The sequence below is a fragment of the Amycolatopsis sp. genome (genome assembly GCF_025464955.1).
Taxonomy (GTDB): domain Bacteria; phylum Actinomycetota; class Actinomycetes; order Mycobacteriales; family Pseudonocardiaceae; genus Amycolatopsis.
Genome location: NZ_JAODNM010000067.1, coordinates 36,167 through 50,916, shown reverse-complemented (window position 1 = coordinate 50,916; position 14,750 = coordinate 36,167). Strand labels below are relative to the sequence as shown.

The following is a 14,750-nucleotide window of genomic DNA, read 5'->3' as shown; positions in this document are numbered from 1 at the left end:
CATCCGACAACGCGGCGCTCAGTTTGCGCCGGTCGGATCCAGCCAGGAAGGGCCCTAGTCTCATGACGTATCCCAATCCCCTTGAGCCTGCCCAAAATCAGCAGCTTCAGCCGGTGGCGTGGTCGCCGAACGCGCCGCTCGTGTCGAATGGGCCGAGCAGGCAACCGGTTGCGATCGGCCGGAACGTGGCGGCCGGCGAAGACGTACGTTGGCTCCAAGAGGCCGATGCCCGTGTGCTCGAACGTCACCGTGCTTGGCGGGATACGGCATAGGTGGCGACGCGTAACTCGACCGGCTGGTGACGGCATCGTGGGTGATCGGGATTGGGTATTCTGTCCGTATTGGAGGGTGCCTGTGGAGCTGCGGTTGCTCGGAGCCGTCGAGGCGCACGAGGGCGGGCAGCCGGTCGAGCTCGGGCCTCGCCAGCAGCGGCTCGTGCTCGCGGTGCTGGCGCTCGAGGTGAACACGCTCGTCCCGGTCGAGCGGCTGGTCGAGCTGGTTTGGCCGGACTCGCCCCCGCGCACGGCCGTGAACGCGGTCCGCACGTATGTGTCGAAGCTCCGCGTCCTGCTTGATGGGCGTGACGTCGACATCTCCGTCGAGGAGACGGGGTACGTCCTGCGCGGTGACCCCGCGCGGGTCGACGTCCACCGCTTCCTTGCACTGGTGGAGCGGGCTCGTTCCGCTGAAGACGAGGACAAGGCTCGGCTGCTGGGCCAGGCACTCGCGCTCTGGGGCGGGCCTCCGCCGGTCGGGGACTTCGACGAGATCCGGCGGTCCGCCGTCGAGGATCTGATGGACGCGCGGTTGCGGCTCGGTCGGCATGCGGACGTCGTCGACGAACTCGCCGAGCTGGTCGACGAGCATCCGGGCCGGGAGCGGCTGGTTCGCCAGTTGATGCTCGCGCTGTACCGCGGCGGCCAGGCCAGCCAGGCGCTCGAGATCGGACGTCGTATCCGCGAGCTCGGGATCGAACCTGGCGAGGAGCTGCGGCAGCTCGAACTCGACATCCTGCGCAACGACCCGGGGTTGAAGCCGCCGGTCGTCGCCGCGAAGGTCCTGGTGCCCGCCCAGCTGCCGCCCCTCCCTGGCGATTTCACCGGGCGGGAGGCCGACCTGGCGCGCTTGGACGAAATGGCCCCGGAAGGCGCCGCGGCGATCAGCGCGATCTCCGGGACGGCCGGCGTCGGCAAGACCGCGCTGGCGGTGACGTGGGCACACCGCGTCCGCGAGCGGTTCCCCGACGGCCAGCTTCACGTCGACCTCCGCGGGTATGCGCCTGGGCCGCCGTTGCGGCCGGAGCAGGTGCTCGCCCAGTTTCTGCGAGCGCTGGGCATGCCGGCCGAGCAGATCCCCGTCGACGCCGACGAGGCGAGCGGGACTTACCGGACCTTGTTGGCGTACAAGCGAATACTGGTGTTGCTCGACAACGCCGGCTCTGCTGGGCAGGTGCGTCCGCTGCTTCCCTCCGGGGTCGGTTGCGTGGTCGTCGTCACCAGCCGGGACAGGTTGGAAGGCCTGGTCGCCACTGATTCCGCGCGTCGGCTGGCTCTGGACGTCCTCCCTCACGACGAGGCCGTCGCGTTGCTGACCACGATGCTCGGCCGGAAGCGGATCGTTGCCGAGCGTGTCGCGGTGGCCGAACTCGCGACGGCCTGTGCGCGGCTCCCGCTGGCACTGCGCATCGCGGCAGCGCAGCTGGCGGAGAACCCGCATCGGCGGATCGACGACTATCTGGCTGAACTGCGGGAAAACCCGCTCGCGGAATTGTCCGTCGACGGTGACGAAGAAGGTGCCGTGCGCACGGCGTTCGGCCTGTCCTACGCCGTCCTCAAACCCGACGCCCGACGAGCTTTTCGGTTACTGGGGCTCAATCCTGGTCCCGACGTGAGCGTCGAATCCGCGGCGGCACTGCTGGACCAACTGCCAGGGGAGACGCGCAGGCTGTTGGCGCGGCTGGCTTCGCGGCACTTGATCGACCAGGTTTCTCCGGGCCGCTACTCCTTTCACGATCTGCTGCGCGCGTACGCGGGTGCCCGCGCGAGGGAGGAAGACGGCACGCAGACGTGCACTGCTGCCGAGAAGCGCTTATTCGAGCATTACCTCGACTACGCGAGTGCGGCCGCGGATGTGTTGTATCCGCAGGTGCTCCGGGTGCCGTACACGCCGTCCGGCCCGGTCAAGCCGTTCGACAGCCAGGCGAGCGCGGGGGAATGGCTGGACGACGAAAGGCCGAACCTGCTCGCAGCCGTCCAAAATGGACCCGGTTGGCTCGCCTGGCGGCTCGGAGACGTTCTGCGCGGCTACTTCTATTTCAGGCGGCGGTTCGCGGACTGGGTCCCCGTCGCGCAGGCCGCGATCGCCGCGGCCGCGGACGAGCCGCAGGGCCTTGCCGCGGCGCACCTCAGCCTGGGGCTGGCCTACTACAGCGTCAGCCAGTATTCGCAGGCCGTCGAGCAGAACACCCTCGCACTGCGGCTGGCCGTCGAAGCCGGCTGGGAGCACGGTGAAATCGGCGCCCAGAACAACCTCGCCATCGTCGACCACGTGCGCGGCAACCTGGACAGCGCCGCCGAACGGCACAGGCTCGCCATGGTCCTTCAGCAGCGGATCGGCCCGGACGACCACGAGCAGATCGCGCTGATCAACCTCGGCAAGATCGACGAGCAGCGCGGAAAGCTCGACGAGGCCGCCGAGTGGTTCAGCCAGTCGCTGGCGGTGTGCCAGGCGAATGGTTCGCGGCACGGCGAAGCCACCTCGCTGGAATTCCACGGGTACAACGCTTTCCTGCGCGGGGAGTTCGGACTTGCGGAGGACCAGTGCGCGCAGGCGCTCAAGGTCTACCGCGAGATCGGCACGGTCAACGACGAAGCGCACACCCTGACCCACCTCGCGCTCATTCACGATGCCTTGGGGCGGTCCGAGAAAGCCTTGGAGACCGCGGAAGCCGCCTTGGCCTTGGCAACCGACGCCGGGGATCGACGGACCGAGATCTCCGCTCGGCTGTCGCTGGGCGTCGTCGTCAGGGATCCGTGGGCAGCGGTCGACCAGTACGAGCGCGCGCTGGGGATCGCCAGGGAAATCGGTGCCAGGTATGAAGAAACCGAGGCGTTGATCGGGGTCGCCGCGCTGTACCGAGTGGTCGGCCTGCCCGATCACGCGCTCACCCACGCGCGTCACGCCGTGCGGCTCGCCGGTGACGCCGGGTTCCGCCTGCTCGAAGCCCAGGCGCGGGCGGTGCTGTGAATATCGATGATGGCTTATATAAGCAGAAGGTGTTAAGGTTGCCGGGTGCACGCGTTCGACGTACTTGGTGACCCGGTCCGGCGGCGGATCCTTGAGCTGCTCGCCGGCGGGGAAATGACGTCGGGTGGGGTGTGCGCGGTCATCCAGGAGGAGTTCGGAGTCTCGCAGCCTGCGGTTTCCCAGCACCTGAAGGTGTTGCGGGACAACGGCTTCGCGACGGTAAGGCCGGAAGGGGCACGTCGCCTCTACGCGGTGAAGCACGAACCGCTGCGCGAGGTCGATGCCTGGCTTGACCACTTTCGGCGGTTCTGGACGCCGCATCTGGACGCACTGGGCACCGAGCTCGCCCGAGGCAAACGAGAACGCCGGCTCCGCGAGTCCGGCGACGGGAGCGAATCATGATCGACGTCAACCACCAGATCAACGCCGTGCGCCGCTCGGTCGGCAAGCGCACGCTCGAGGCCGGCGAGGCTCGGGTGACCACCATCAGCCAGGTGTACGACGCGACCGTCGATGACGTCTGGGACGCCTCCACCAATGCCGAGCGCATCCCGCGCTGGTTTCTGCCGGTAACCGGTGACCTGCGCGTCGGCGGGCATTACCAGCTCGAAGGCAACGCGGGCGGGACGATCGAGCGCTGCGATCCGCCGAAGTCGTTCGCCGCGACCTGGGAGTTCGGCGGCGAGGTGAGCTGGATCGAGGTCCGGATCGCCGCCGAGCCGGAAGGCGGCACGCGGTTCGAGCTCGAGCACATCGCCCACGTCGACGACGAGCGCTGGGAGCAGTTCGGGCCGGGCGCGGTCGGTGTCGGCTGGGACGGCGGGTTCATGGGCCTTGCGCTGCACCTCTCGTCCGGGAAAGCGCTCGATGCGCAGGAAGTCATGGCGTGGATGATGTCCGAGGAAGGCATCGAGTTCATGACGCTCAGCAGCGAGCGGTGGTGCGAGGCGAACATCGCCGGTGGTGAGGGCGAAGACGTCGCCCGAGCGCAGGCGGCGCGAACTACGGCCGCATACACCACCCCGCCCGATGGAGCCTGACTTCGGGCAACTGTTGCGTGAGGACCGGTCGACGACGGTCCGGTTGCGTGACTCGCTGAAGCGGCAGGTCGCGGGCATCGTCGAGGCCTCCGAGTGGACCGCCAACGACGACGAGCACGACCCCGAAGGCTCGACGATCGCGTACGAACGTGCCCAGGCGCAAGGACTTCTCCGTCAGGCGCAGGCAGATCTCGAGGCGCTGGATCGTGCCGAGGAGCGCTTGCGCGACGGGACCTATGGCACGTGCCTCCACTGTGGCCGCCCGATCGGCACACCGCGTCTCGAAGCGCTCCCGGCTACGACGTCGTGTATTTCCTGCGCCGACCGCCGCTGACGTTCCCTCACCGGTTGGGATGGCCGATTGGCGGGTATCCCTCGTTCGGGTGAGGCTCGGAGGAGGCGTCGGTGGCGGACACGACCGCGGGAACCAGCGTGGAGACGAGCGCGAACAAGGCGGCGTCGCGGGCACAGCGCAGCAAGGTGACGCAGGTGCTCGGACGTGCGGGGATGGCCTCCTACGGGCTGGTGCACCTCGTGATCGCCTACCTCGCGGTGCGCGTCGCGTTCGGTGGCAGCAAGCAGTCCGCCGACCAGAAGGGCGCGATCGCCGAGATCGGGTCCAGTTCGTTCGGTGCGATCCTGTTGTGGCTGCTGGCTTTGGGGCTGATCGCGTTCGGGCTGTGGCAGTTCCTGATGGCGGCGACCGGCTACGACTGGGTGTCCGACAAGCGCAGACGCGCGGTCCGCAAAGCGGGTTCGGTGGCACGCGGAGTAGTCGTCATCGCGTTGGGCGTCTCCGCGATCCAGCTTGTCACCGAAGGAAACCAGGGAGGTTCCGGCAACCAGAAGCCGCAGGAGTTCACCGCGAAACTCCTGTCGTTGCCAGCTGGCCCCGCGCTCGTCGCGGTGCTGGCGGCAATGGTGCTCGGCGTCGCATTTTCCTCCGCACGCAAGGGAATCAAGCGGATCTTCCTCGACGATCTCGACACGGCGGAGTTGCCGGTGGGCGCACGTCGCTGGGTCGAACGGCTCGGCTTGACCGGTTACGTCGCCAAGGGTGCCGTTTTCGCGATCGTCGGCGTGCTGACAGCGATCGCCGCCTTCAGCTCCAACGCGGGCAAGGCCGGTGGTCTCGACGCCGCCCTACGGACACTCGCCGCGCAGCCGTTCGGTCCGTACCTGCTGGTCGTCGTCGCGCTCGGGCTGGCAGCGTTCGGCGTCTACTGCTTCGCCGCCGCGCGCGTTCATAAGAGCTGACCCTTGCTGTCGGCTTGCTGTCGATCAGCTACTGACTGTGCCTTTCCGACGCCGGGCGCCCTACCTTGAGGTGAATCAGTTGAAATTTCACCGATCGGAGAGTGGTCTTCTCATGCTCGCTCGTGTCAAGGACACAGCACTCCTTCTCGGCCGGATCGGCGTCGGCGTCGTGTTCCTCAACCACGGCCTGCAGAAATGGGACAGTGGGGTGGACAAGACGGCGGGGTTCTTCGGCAGCGTCGGCATCCCGCTCCCGACCGCCGCGGCGGTCTTCGCGATCGCGATCGAGATCCTCGGTGCGATTGCCTTCATCATCGGATTTGCGCTGCCGCTCATCGCCGCCGGCTTCCTCATCGATTCCGTGGGCGCGATTCTGTCCACCGAGACCGGCCATATCTTCACCGGGCAAGGCAACTTCGAACTCCTGCTGGTGCTCGCGCTCGCCGGACTCGCCTTCGGGCTCAACGGCGGCAGGTACTCACTCGACCACCTGTTGTTCTGGAGCAAGCGCGAAAGCCGTGAACTCCAGACCGTCTAGGACTCGTGAGCGTTCCGGCCGGTTAGAAGCGGCCGGAACGCTCACGAGTTGTCTACGTGAGGTCGCGGGTGGTGCGTTCCGCCTGGCGGCGGTCGTCGAGCTTGGCCGGGTCGGCATTGCTGACGTGGACGAGGTGGGCGCCTGCCGCGAGCGGGACGAGGAAGCCGTCGAGGATACCGTCCGGCTGCGTCCAGTCGATTGTGGACAGCACGCGGTCGGTGCCGGACAGGCCCAGTTTCTCGGCACGCGAACGGGCTTCGGCGAGAAGATCGTCCACTGTGGACGCATTGAGTGCCGGGGTGTCGCCGGGGATCGGGAAGAGCGCCTGGAAGTCGTCACCAGCGAGGCGGACGTCGGAAAGGTAGTCGACGGCGCCGTTGGCGGGCGGTTGCCGCAGGCCCATGCCCATCGTGTCCAGCGCGACCACCGCGGTGCCCACTCCCGCCGGGACATCGGGGCCGACGAACGCGATCCGCGCACCCTCGCCGGTGGTCACCACGTGAGCGCCGCACCACCACGCGCCGAGCAGCACACCGGCCGTCTGCCAATGGGCGGGCAGGCGCACCGAGACCTCGTCGCCCGGCTCGACGTCGACCTCTTCCACCAGCCAGTTCGCCGTTTTCGCGGCCCAGTTCGCCGTGGTGGAGACGGACAACTCGACCCGGCTGCCGACGGCGTCGTCGTAGTGCGTGATCAGCGGACGCGCGCCGGACTTGGCCAGCAGGGGACGCAACAGGTGCTCGGTGATGCTCACGCCCCGAGGCTAGTTGTGAACGCGAAGCGTTTCTGTGGGGGGTGGTGGTCGGGTGGCGGGTGGGCTAGTTGTGAACGCGAAGCGTTTCTGTGGGGGGTGGTGGTCGGGCGACGGGTGGGCTAGTTGACGCAGGGAACGCTGCCCGAAGCCATCTCGAACGGCCCGCCACCGCCACCTTCTCCACCGCCACCGCCGGCGACGACCCCACCAGCGGGCGGTGCTTGCAGCGCCGTACGGCCGGCGAGGCTCGCGACGAACTGCCGTACGGCGGTGGGGTCGACCTGCACGATGCTCTGCTTGCCGTCCTCACTGCGGCCGTTGCTGTTCACCACCGGGATCGTGGTGAACGTCAGCGACCCGGACGCGATGCCCTTCACCTGCTCGGCGAAGTCCAGCAGGTCGAGGCCGGGATCGAGGACGACCGACCGATGCACCGCGTCCAATAGCGCGTTCGTCTTCGACGGGCTCGCCAGCGTGCCAGCCGACATGACCTTCTGCAGCGCCGAAGACAGGAACGTCTGCTGCCGCACGATGCGGTCGAGGTCGCCGCGCGGCAGGTTTTCGCGCTGCCGGACGAACGACAGCGCCTGCCCGCCGGACACGGTCTGCACCCCGGCGCGGAAGTCGGCGCCGGAGTCCTTGTCCGAGGTCGCGTGGTTGAGGCACACCTGGACCCCGCCGAGGGCCTCGGTGATCAGGTAGAACCCGAGCAGGTTGACCTCGGCGTAGTGATCGATCCGGAGCTGCGTGAAGTCCTGCACGGTCTGCACCAGCGTCTTGCGGCCGACCTGGTCGGACTCCCGCTCGATCTTCGCGCGGTCGGTCTCGCCCTGGGCCCGCAGCTGGTCGGAGTAGTTCGCCTTCGCCACGCCGTACGCCGAGTTGATCTTGGTCTTGCCGCGGCCGGGGACGTCCACCCAGGAGTCGCGCGGGATCGAGATGCCCGCCGCCTTGCCGCCGTTCTTGGGGATGCGCAGGATGATGATGGTGTCGGTGTTGACGCCGGCCTTGTCCTCGGTCCGCAGGTTCTTCAGCATCCTGGCCGGCAACGGGGCGCCCTCGGCGTCCGTCCGGGCGTCGCTGCCGACGAGCAGGATGTCGGTCGCGCCGTCGTCTACCGGCGGGGCAGCCTTGTCGTCGGGCTGGGTGAGCGCATCCGTGGTGTTCACGGTGGCCTGGAGCTTGTTCGTGGTGACGTAGGCGTAGCCGGTGACGGCGACAGCCACGACCGAGACCAGTGCCAGCACGACCTTCCCGGTGGTGCGGAGGCGCCGCTTCGGGGCCTTGACGACCGGGACTTCGGGCAGGATGCCGGCGACCGGGGCTTCGAGATCTTCGGCTTCCGGTTCGGCGTCTTCTGCGTCCTCGACGTCCATGCGAGGGAAGGGGCTCGGGACGAACGGCACAGGCTCATCACTCTCGGTGACATCCTCGTGCTTCTCCGGCTCGACCGCGTCCACCTCGGCCGACGGCTCCTCGGCTGGTCTGTGCTCGTCGTCCACGCTGCTCGCTCCCCACCCTCGTTTTCCCCGCACCTAGGCTAGGGCACGTTGCCGTTCAAGGTGGTCACCACCTAGTTGACGCAGGGCACACCGCCCGCGGTGATGGGCTTCGGCAGCGGCTGCGAGCTGCTGGAAGACACCGAAACCGAGCTGGAAACCGAGCTGGAAACCGCCGACGTGCCGGGCGTGGTGAGGCCCTGGAAGTCCTTGCCGAGCAGGATCCGGACGTGACCCTTGGTGACATCCTTGTCCGGCTCGGCGGTGACCGATGCGCCGAACATCTGCTTGACCAGGTCGGCGGCCGCCGCGTCGCCGGGCGCGTAGCGGAGCACCGTGGTTGCCCTCGGGCTGAGCTTCGCCGAGCTGCCGGTGCTGAATCCGCGGCCGTGAAGCGCGTTTTGCGTGGTCGTGTCGAGAGTCCGCGCGCCCGTGCCGTCGAAGACGTCCACAGTGACGGCGTCGGCCCCGGGAACGGCCGAGGCAGTCGTGGTCGTGGACGCGCCGGGCGAGGTACTCGTGGCGTCCGTGGTCAGCTGGTTCACCATCGCGCGCACGGCCACCGGGTCGACCCGGAGCACGTCGGCGCCGCCGATGACGGCATTGCCCTCGGTCGGGATCGTGTGGAACTGGATATTCCCGCCGGTCAGGCCGCGCATCTGCGCGGCGAACTCGGCCAGGTCCCAACCCTCCGACAGTACGACGGACTTCTTCACCGCGGAGACCAGGTCCGCGATCCGCACCGGGTTGGTCAGCGTGTCGCTGGAGAGCACCTTCGCGGCGAGCCCGGACAGGAACGCCTGCTGCCGCGCGATGCGGTCGAGGTCGCCGTTGGGCAGGCCATAGCGCTGCCGGACGAACGCCAGCGCCTGCACGCCCTGAAGCGGCTGCTGCCCGGCCGGCAGGTCGACGCCGGACTTCTCCTCCTTGACAGCGTGGTTCAGGCACACGTCCACGCCGCCGATGGCCCTGGTGATCTCGTAGAAGCTCGACAGGTTGACCTCGGCGTAGCGGTCGATCATCCCCGGCTTGCCCATGAACTGCTCGAGCGTGGCGATCAGGTTCTTCCGGCCCGCGAGCTTGGACTTCTCGTCGACGTCCTTGAGGTCCTTGGAGCCCTGGCGCTGGAGCGTCTTCGACGTGTCGTTGTAGGCGTAGACGTACGCGCTGTTGAGCTTGTGCTTGCCGAACCCGCCGGTGATGTCGACGTAGGAGTCGCGCGGGAAGGAGATGGCCACCGCGTGCTGCCCGTTCTGCGGGATGTGCACGAGGATCATCGTGTCGGTCTGGCGCTCGCCGTCCGCTTCGCCGGCGTGCAGCATGTCCAGCACCTCGCGGGGCAGTGGGTTGCCCTGGGCGTCGGTGCGACTGTCCTGGCCGACCAGCAGGATGTCGATCGCGCCGTCGAGCGGTATCGCGTGCACGGAGTTGTCCGCGAAGACCGGGGTCGTGGTCAGGCCTGTGGTGGGGTCGCCGATGACCTGCCAGCCGTACCAGGTCAAGGCCAGCACCGCGACCGATACAAGCCCGAACACCGTCTTGCTGCCCCGGCGTGCGTACACCGCCACGCGGCGGCGGCGCGCCGCCGGAACGGGTGGCGAGAGCCACTCGGTCACGCGGTCCTCCCCAAGGATCCCCGGGGGGCGCACTCTGCCCCCGCTTGCAGGATAGGCGATCAACGCCAAGACGTCCCCGGACTGGCGGAAGGTTGCCCCGGTCGTGACACACTGTCGGCGAAACGCCCGGCGTTCCTTGCCAGGCGCGTGGTGGGAAGTGAGTGCTCGTATGGCTTTGGAAGTACTGGTGCCGGGCGGTTCCGGGCAGCTCGGCCGCGATCTCGCGGCGTCCGAGGGCGAAGACGTCAAGGTCTACGCGCCCTCCTCGGCCGAACTGGACGTGACGCAGGCCGGCGCCATCGTGACCGCGGTCTCCGACCTGGTCGCGCGCGCCAAGGCCGCGGGCGCCAAGCCGGTGGTGATCAACGCCTCCGCGTACACCGCGGTCGACGCGGCGGAGACCGATGAGGGCCGGGCGTTCGCGATCAATGTGGACGGTCCGCGCATGCTGGCCGCGGTGTGCTCTTCGCGCGGTGTGCCGCTGATCCACGTCTCGACCGACTACGTGTTCGCCGGGGACGCGTCGAAGCCCTACGAGCCGGCGGATCCGGTCGGACCGAAGACGGCGTACGGCCGCACGAAGGCCGCCGGCGAGGACGCCGTGCTGGGCTCGGGCGCGCAGGCGTGGGTCGTGCGGACGGCCTGGGTCTACGGCAAGACCGGGAAGAACTTCGTCAAGACCATGATCCGCCTCGAAGGCGAGCGCGAAACACTGTCCGTTGTGGACGACCAGCACGGCTCACCGACCTGGTCCGCGGACCTCGCCGCCGGACTGCTCGAACTGGCCGGTCAGGTCGTCGACGGTCGCGGGCCCGCCCAGCGGATCCTGCACTGCACCGGCGGCGGCGCCACCACGTGGTGCCGGTTCACCCGTGCGATCTTCACCGAACTCGGCGCCGACCCGGCGCGCGTCAACCCGTGCACCACGGCCGACTACCCGAGCCCGACCCCGCGTCCGGCGTACTCCGTGCTGTCCAACGCTTCCTGGGCCGACGCAGGGCTCACCCCGTTGCGCTCCTGGGAAGACGCCCTGAGGGCCTACTTCGCTGGTGAGTAAGTCCAGGACTGGTGAGTGTTCCGGCACGCCCGGGTGCGGGTGTCCCGCAAGGCACAGCAGGCGGCCGGAACACTCACGAGTCTTTACGGGCGACGGGCGGCGGTGCGGTAGGCCTCGACGGTCTTTTGTGCGCAGGCGCGCCAGGTGAAGCTCGCGGCGTGGGTGCGGCGGGCTGCGGAGGTGGCCACGGCGTGCGGGTCGTCGACGGCGGTGCGCAGGGCTTCGGCCAGCGCGTCGACGTCGTCGTAGGGCACCAGGCTCGCGCAGCCGCCGGTGACTTCGCGCAGCGCCGGGACGTCCGTGCAGACCACGGGCACGTCCGACGCCATCGCTTCGAGCACGGGCAGGCCGAAGCCCTCGTCCCGCGACGGCAGGACGACGGCGGCCGCGCCCGCGACCACGGTCCGCAGGTCCACATCGGACAGGTAGCCCAGGTGCTGCGAGCGCTCGGTCACCGTGAACGGACCAGGCCCGGCGAAAACCAGCGGCGGCAGGCCCTCGGCGGCGGAGTGCGCGCGGTTGAGCCAGTCGAGCCCCTTGCGCGGACCGGAAGTACCGACGAACAGCAGGTACTTCGACGGCAGCCGCAGTCGCGCGCGAGCCTCGTCGGTCGGCGGGCGGGCGGTGAACCACGCCGGGTCGACCCCGAGCGGCGTCACCATGATCTTCGCCCGGTCGACGGCGAACCGTTCGGCGATAGCGTCGGCGACCGCGGCCGTCGGCGTGCAGATCACGTCGGCACGCGCGGCACCGCGCTGGACGAGCTGTGGCAGCCCGCGATCGCTCTCCGCGAGTTCACCGGGGGCGTCGAAGAAGGCCAGGTCGTGGATTGTCAGTACCCCGGCCGCGCGGACCGTGCCGGGAAGGACGAAGTTCGTGCCGTGCACAACATCGGTCGGGCCCGCGAACAGCTCCACCGGCGGGAACTGCGAGCGCAGCCAACTCTGGCGCAGCCACCGCGCGGACACCGGCATTCCGCGGGCTTGGACCCCGTGCGGCAGGACGTGCCGCAGCCGGCGCCAGCCGCGCAGGGTGAACGCCACCGCGCGAGTGTCTACTTCGGATAGTGAGGCGAGCTCTTCGAGCAGTGACGCGGTATAGCGGCCGATGCCTGTCCTGCGCCCGAGCAGTGGTGTGCCGTCGAGCAGGACGCGGAGTGGCTTCTCAGCCATTTTTACGCCGTGCCGTCTTGGCGACCTTCAGCACGCGCCCGGCCGCCCGGCGCGCCAGCTCCTTCGGTCCGCCGTCCGCCAGGTACTCGCGGAACAGCTCCACGTCTCGCCGCAGGAATTCCTTGCCCCGCAGGGGGTCCGTCACGACGAGATCAGCCGACCCAGGGAGTCTGTCCGCGGCGGGACGCGGGTCGCGGCAGAACTCCACCAGCGGCGCGAGCGCGTTCGGCCACGCGAACCGCTGCGCCACCGCGGCGATGCGCTCGACGCAGCCGGCGGCGAACTCGGTGTCGTACAGGGAACGTTCGAGCGCTTCGGCCAGCGCGTTGGCGTCCTGCGCGGGAACGACGACGCCCAGTTTCTCCTCGCGCACCAGGTCGGCGAACGAATCGCCGTCGGTGGTCACGATCGGCAGCCCGGCCCACAGGTAGTCCAGCACCCGGGTCCGGAACGCGAACGTCGTCTCGACGTGCTCGTAGTGGGTCGTCACGCCGCAATCGGCGTCGAGAAGCCAGTTCTGCCGCTCCTCGTACGGGACCCACTGCTCGTTGAAGAACACGTGCTTCCCGGTCAGGCCCAGCGAATCCGACAGCCGGATCGTCTGCGCGCCGATGTCCATTTCGGCCACTTCGGGGTTCGGATGCTTCATCCCGAGGAACACCAACCGGACGTCGCCACGGCGCTGGCGCAGGATTTCGACCGCGCGGATCAGCGTCAGCGGGTCGAACCAGCTGTACACCCCGCCGGCCCAGAGCACGACGTGGTCGGTCTCGGTGATGCCGTCGAGGCTCGCCCGCAGCCCGGGGCCCGTGCGGGTGGGCGCCTCTGTGGACAGTCCGAACGGGACGACCGACAGCAGTGAACCGGTGGTCGGGTCGGCGTCGTACAGGCGCGGCGAAAGCCGTCCGAGCGCGGCGAGGTGGCCGAGCCAGAAGTGCCGCTGACGCTCGGACGCGCAGAGGAAGAAGTCACCACGTTCGAGCTGTGCGTCGAGCACCTTGGTGACGCCGATCAGGTCCTTCGCGCGCTTGTCGTCGGCGACGCCCTTGCCCTGTTCGAGCAGCTCGAGGTGCATCGGGTCGTAGAGGTCGGCCACCACGATCTTGGCCGAGTACTCCTTTTTCAGCGACGGCGCGAGCTCGAGGACGTGACCCTGCAGGATCACGACGTCGGCCCAGCCGATGTGCGCGTCGAGGTCGCGGCGGCGGGCTCCGGCGACCTCGAACGGCGCCGGCGGCGGGTCGGCCAGCGGGTTCACCGTCACCAGCCGGACTTCGTGCTCGACCGACAACGTCGACGAGATGTTCCACGCGCGGATGGCCGGCCCGGCCATCCGCGCGGTGAGCGCGTCCCCGGTGAGCACGAGGATCTTCCGGCGCTTGCCGAAGATGCCCTCGATCCCGAACGCCTCGACGAGTACTTCGTGCGCCGCGAGGTACCGGGGGAGCGGGTACGCGGGCTCCAACGCCTTACGCATCAACGGAATCAGGTCGGCGTCGGTGCGGACCCTGGCGGCCTGCTCCTTCACGCGGGACTCCGCGAGGGACGGTATCAACTCGACGAACTGGTCGATCGCCAGGAACCCGGCGAGGCTGGTGCGGGGAATGGCGACGTCGGCCGTCTCGATCGGGCCGACCCCGCGCTGCAGGTCGAGCTGGGTCGCGTCGAGCTCGCCGCGCGCGGTCGCCCGGCGTACCGCGAGCGCGAGCGCCGCCGGGAGGACCTTGGCGAGCGTCTCGTCGGAAAGGTTCTTGTACAGCGCGGCCAACGCGTTGCGCTCCAGCAGGAACGTCTCGCGGCCGGAGTCCGGAGCGTCCACAGAGGACATCGTCGCGTGGTGGCGGTGGTAGGTCAGCGACTCGGGGACGTACCGCACGCGCCAGCCGCGCAGGTTCATCCGCCAGCCGAGGTCGACGTCCTCGTAGAACATGAAGAACCGGTCGTCGAAGCCGCCGAGCTCGGCGAACAGCCCGGCGCGGACGAACATGGCCGAGCCGGTGGCGAACAGGACGTCCTTCGCGACCTCGTGCTCGGCGGCCGGGACGTCTGCCAGTGGGCTGCCCGCGTGCCGCTTGTAGCCCATGCCGAACCAGGTCAGGCCGGCGTCGACGAAGTCCGTGCCGGTGCCGTCCCAGTCGAGGACCTTGCTGGCCACCGCGCCGACGGTCGGCTGCGCGCGGAACTCGGCCACCGCCGCGCGGACCCAGCCGGGCGCCGGTTTGGCGTCGTTGTTCAGAAAGGCGAGCACGGTGCCGGCGGCCTGGGCGGCGCCGAGGTTGCAGCCGCCCGCGAACCCGAGGTTCGACGGCGACTCGATGAGCTTGACCTCGGGGTACGCGGCCCTGATCCGGGCGACGTCGTCCCCGCCGGAGGCGTTGTCGACCACGATCGTCTCGAGCCGCGGGTAGTCCAGCTCGGCGGCCAGCGCGGCGAGACACGTGATCGTGTCCTCGGCCCCGCGGTAGTTGACCACGATCACCGAGACCAGCGGCTGTGTTTCCCCCTGCGACAAGACGACGTCTCCCTCATTTCCGGATGGCAGGGAGGGTAGCTCACCCTGGCCGGACGACC

The 14,750-nt window shown here is 69.0% G+C and carries 12 protein-coding genes; 7 read left to right on the top strand and 5 right to left on the bottom strand.

The features are described from left to right. Positions 1-354 precede the first annotated feature (354 nt). The 6 genes from JWQ81_RS15345 (at position 355) to JWQ81_RS15320 (ending at position 6,081) form a co-directional block, all read left to right on the top strand. Positions 355-3,246: a BTAD domain-containing putative transcriptional regulator gene (locus JWQ81_RS15345; RefSeq protein ID WP_297541950.1), complete on the top strand. Its 2,892-nt coding sequence runs from the start codon at positions 355-357 to the stop codon at positions 3,244-3,246. A gap of 45 nt (positions 3,247-3,291) precedes the next feature. Then, positions 3,292-3,648 carry a metalloregulator ArsR/SmtB family transcription factor gene (locus tag JWQ81_RS15340; RefSeq protein ID WP_297541949.1) on the top strand — a complete coding sequence of 119 codons (357 nt, stop codon included), beginning with the start codon at positions 3,292-3,294 and terminating at the stop codon, positions 3,646-3,648. After that, on the top strand, positions 3,645-4,286 hold the full coding sequence (locus JWQ81_RS15335) for an SRPBCC family protein (protein WP_297541947.1): 642 nt from the start codon (positions 3,645-3,647) through the stop codon (positions 4,284-4,286). Before JWQ81_RS15340 ends, JWQ81_RS15335 begins: the two co-directional genes overlap by 4 nt. After that, a complete protein-coding gene (locus JWQ81_RS15330; RefSeq protein WP_297541946.1) occupies positions 4,276-4,620 on the top strand; it encodes a TraR/DksA C4-type zinc finger protein in 345 nt (114 codons plus the stop codon). The genes JWQ81_RS15335 and JWQ81_RS15330 overlap by 11 nt, the downstream gene beginning before the upstream one ends. Before the next feature lie 173 nt (positions 4,621-4,793). After that, complete coding sequence (locus tag JWQ81_RS15325) at positions 4,794-5,543, top strand: DUF1206 domain-containing protein (RefSeq protein ID WP_297542072.1); 750 nt, start codon at positions 4,794-4,796, stop codon at positions 5,541-5,543. Between the two features lie 112 nt (positions 5,544-5,655). Then, a complete protein-coding gene (locus tag JWQ81_RS15320; protein WP_297541944.1) occupies positions 5,656-6,081 on the top strand; it encodes a DoxX family protein in 426 nt (141 codons plus the stop codon). 52 nt (positions 6,082-6,133) lie between these two features. Here JWQ81_RS15320 and JWQ81_RS15315 read toward each other — a convergent pair whose 3' ends face one another. The 3 genes from JWQ81_RS15315 to JWQ81_RS15305 form a co-directional block, all read right to left on the bottom strand. After that, positions 6,134-6,835: a TIGR03089 family protein gene (locus JWQ81_RS15315; RefSeq protein ID WP_297541942.1), complete on the bottom strand. Its 702-nt coding sequence runs from the start codon at positions 6,833-6,835 to the stop codon at positions 6,134-6,136. Between the two features lie 119 nt (positions 6,836-6,954). Continuing rightward, a complete protein-coding gene (locus JWQ81_RS15310) occupies positions 6,955-8,337 on the bottom strand; it encodes an LCP family protein (protein ID WP_297541940.1) in 1,383 nt (460 codons plus the stop codon). A gap of 71 nt (positions 8,338-8,408) precedes the next feature. Continuing rightward, positions 8,409-9,950 carry an LCP family protein gene (locus tag JWQ81_RS15305; protein ID WP_297541938.1) on the bottom strand — a complete coding sequence of 514 codons (1,542 nt, stop codon included), beginning with the start codon at positions 9,948-9,950 and terminating at the stop codon, positions 8,409-8,411. A 169-nt stretch (positions 9,951-10,119) separates the two neighbouring features. Here JWQ81_RS15305 and rfbD point away from each other — a divergent pair, with 169 nt between their 5' ends. Continuing rightward, positions 10,120-11,007: a dTDP-4-dehydrorhamnose reductase gene (rfbD, locus tag JWQ81_RS15300; protein ID WP_297541936.1), complete on the top strand. Its 888-nt coding sequence runs from the start codon at positions 10,120-10,122 to the stop codon at positions 11,005-11,007. An 83-nt stretch (positions 11,008-11,090) separates the two neighbouring features. On the opposite strand, the gene JWQ81_RS15295 is transcribed toward rfbD, so the two are convergent. Next, positions 11,091-12,179: a glycosyltransferase family 1 protein gene (locus JWQ81_RS15295; RefSeq protein ID WP_297541934.1), complete on the bottom strand. Its 1,089-nt coding sequence runs from the start codon at positions 12,177-12,179 to the stop codon at positions 11,091-11,093. Beyond that, complete coding sequence (locus JWQ81_RS15290) at positions 12,172-14,691, bottom strand: glycosyltransferase (protein ID WP_297541932.1); 2,520 nt, start codon at positions 14,689-14,691, stop codon at positions 12,172-12,174. The genes JWQ81_RS15295 and JWQ81_RS15290 overlap by 8 nt, the downstream gene beginning before the upstream one ends. Positions 14,692-14,750: the final 59 nt, after the last annotated feature.

Coding starts and splice junctions, on each gene's coding strand:
- JWQ81_RS15335 (WP_297541947.1), top strand. CDS start 3,645: ATGATCGACGTCAACCACCAGATCAACGCCGTGCGCCGCTCGGTCGGC.
- JWQ81_RS15330 (WP_297541946.1), top strand. CDS start 4,276: ATGGAGCCTGACTTCGGGCAACTGTTGCGTGAGGACCGGTCGACGACG.
- JWQ81_RS15325 (WP_297542072.1), top strand. CDS start 4,794: ATGGCCTCCTACGGGCTGGTGCACCTCGTGATCGCCTACCTCGCGGTG.
- JWQ81_RS15320 (WP_297541944.1), top strand. CDS start 5,656: ATGCTCGCTCGTGTCAAGGACACAGCACTCCTTCTCGGCCGGATCGGC.
- rfbD (WP_297541936.1), top strand. CDS start 10,120: ATGGCTTTGGAAGTACTGGTGCCGGGCGGTTCCGGGCAGCTCGGCCGC.
- JWQ81_RS15295 (WP_297541934.1), bottom strand. CDS start 12,179: ATGGCTGAGAAGCCACTCCGCGTCCTGCTCGACGGCACACCACTGCTC.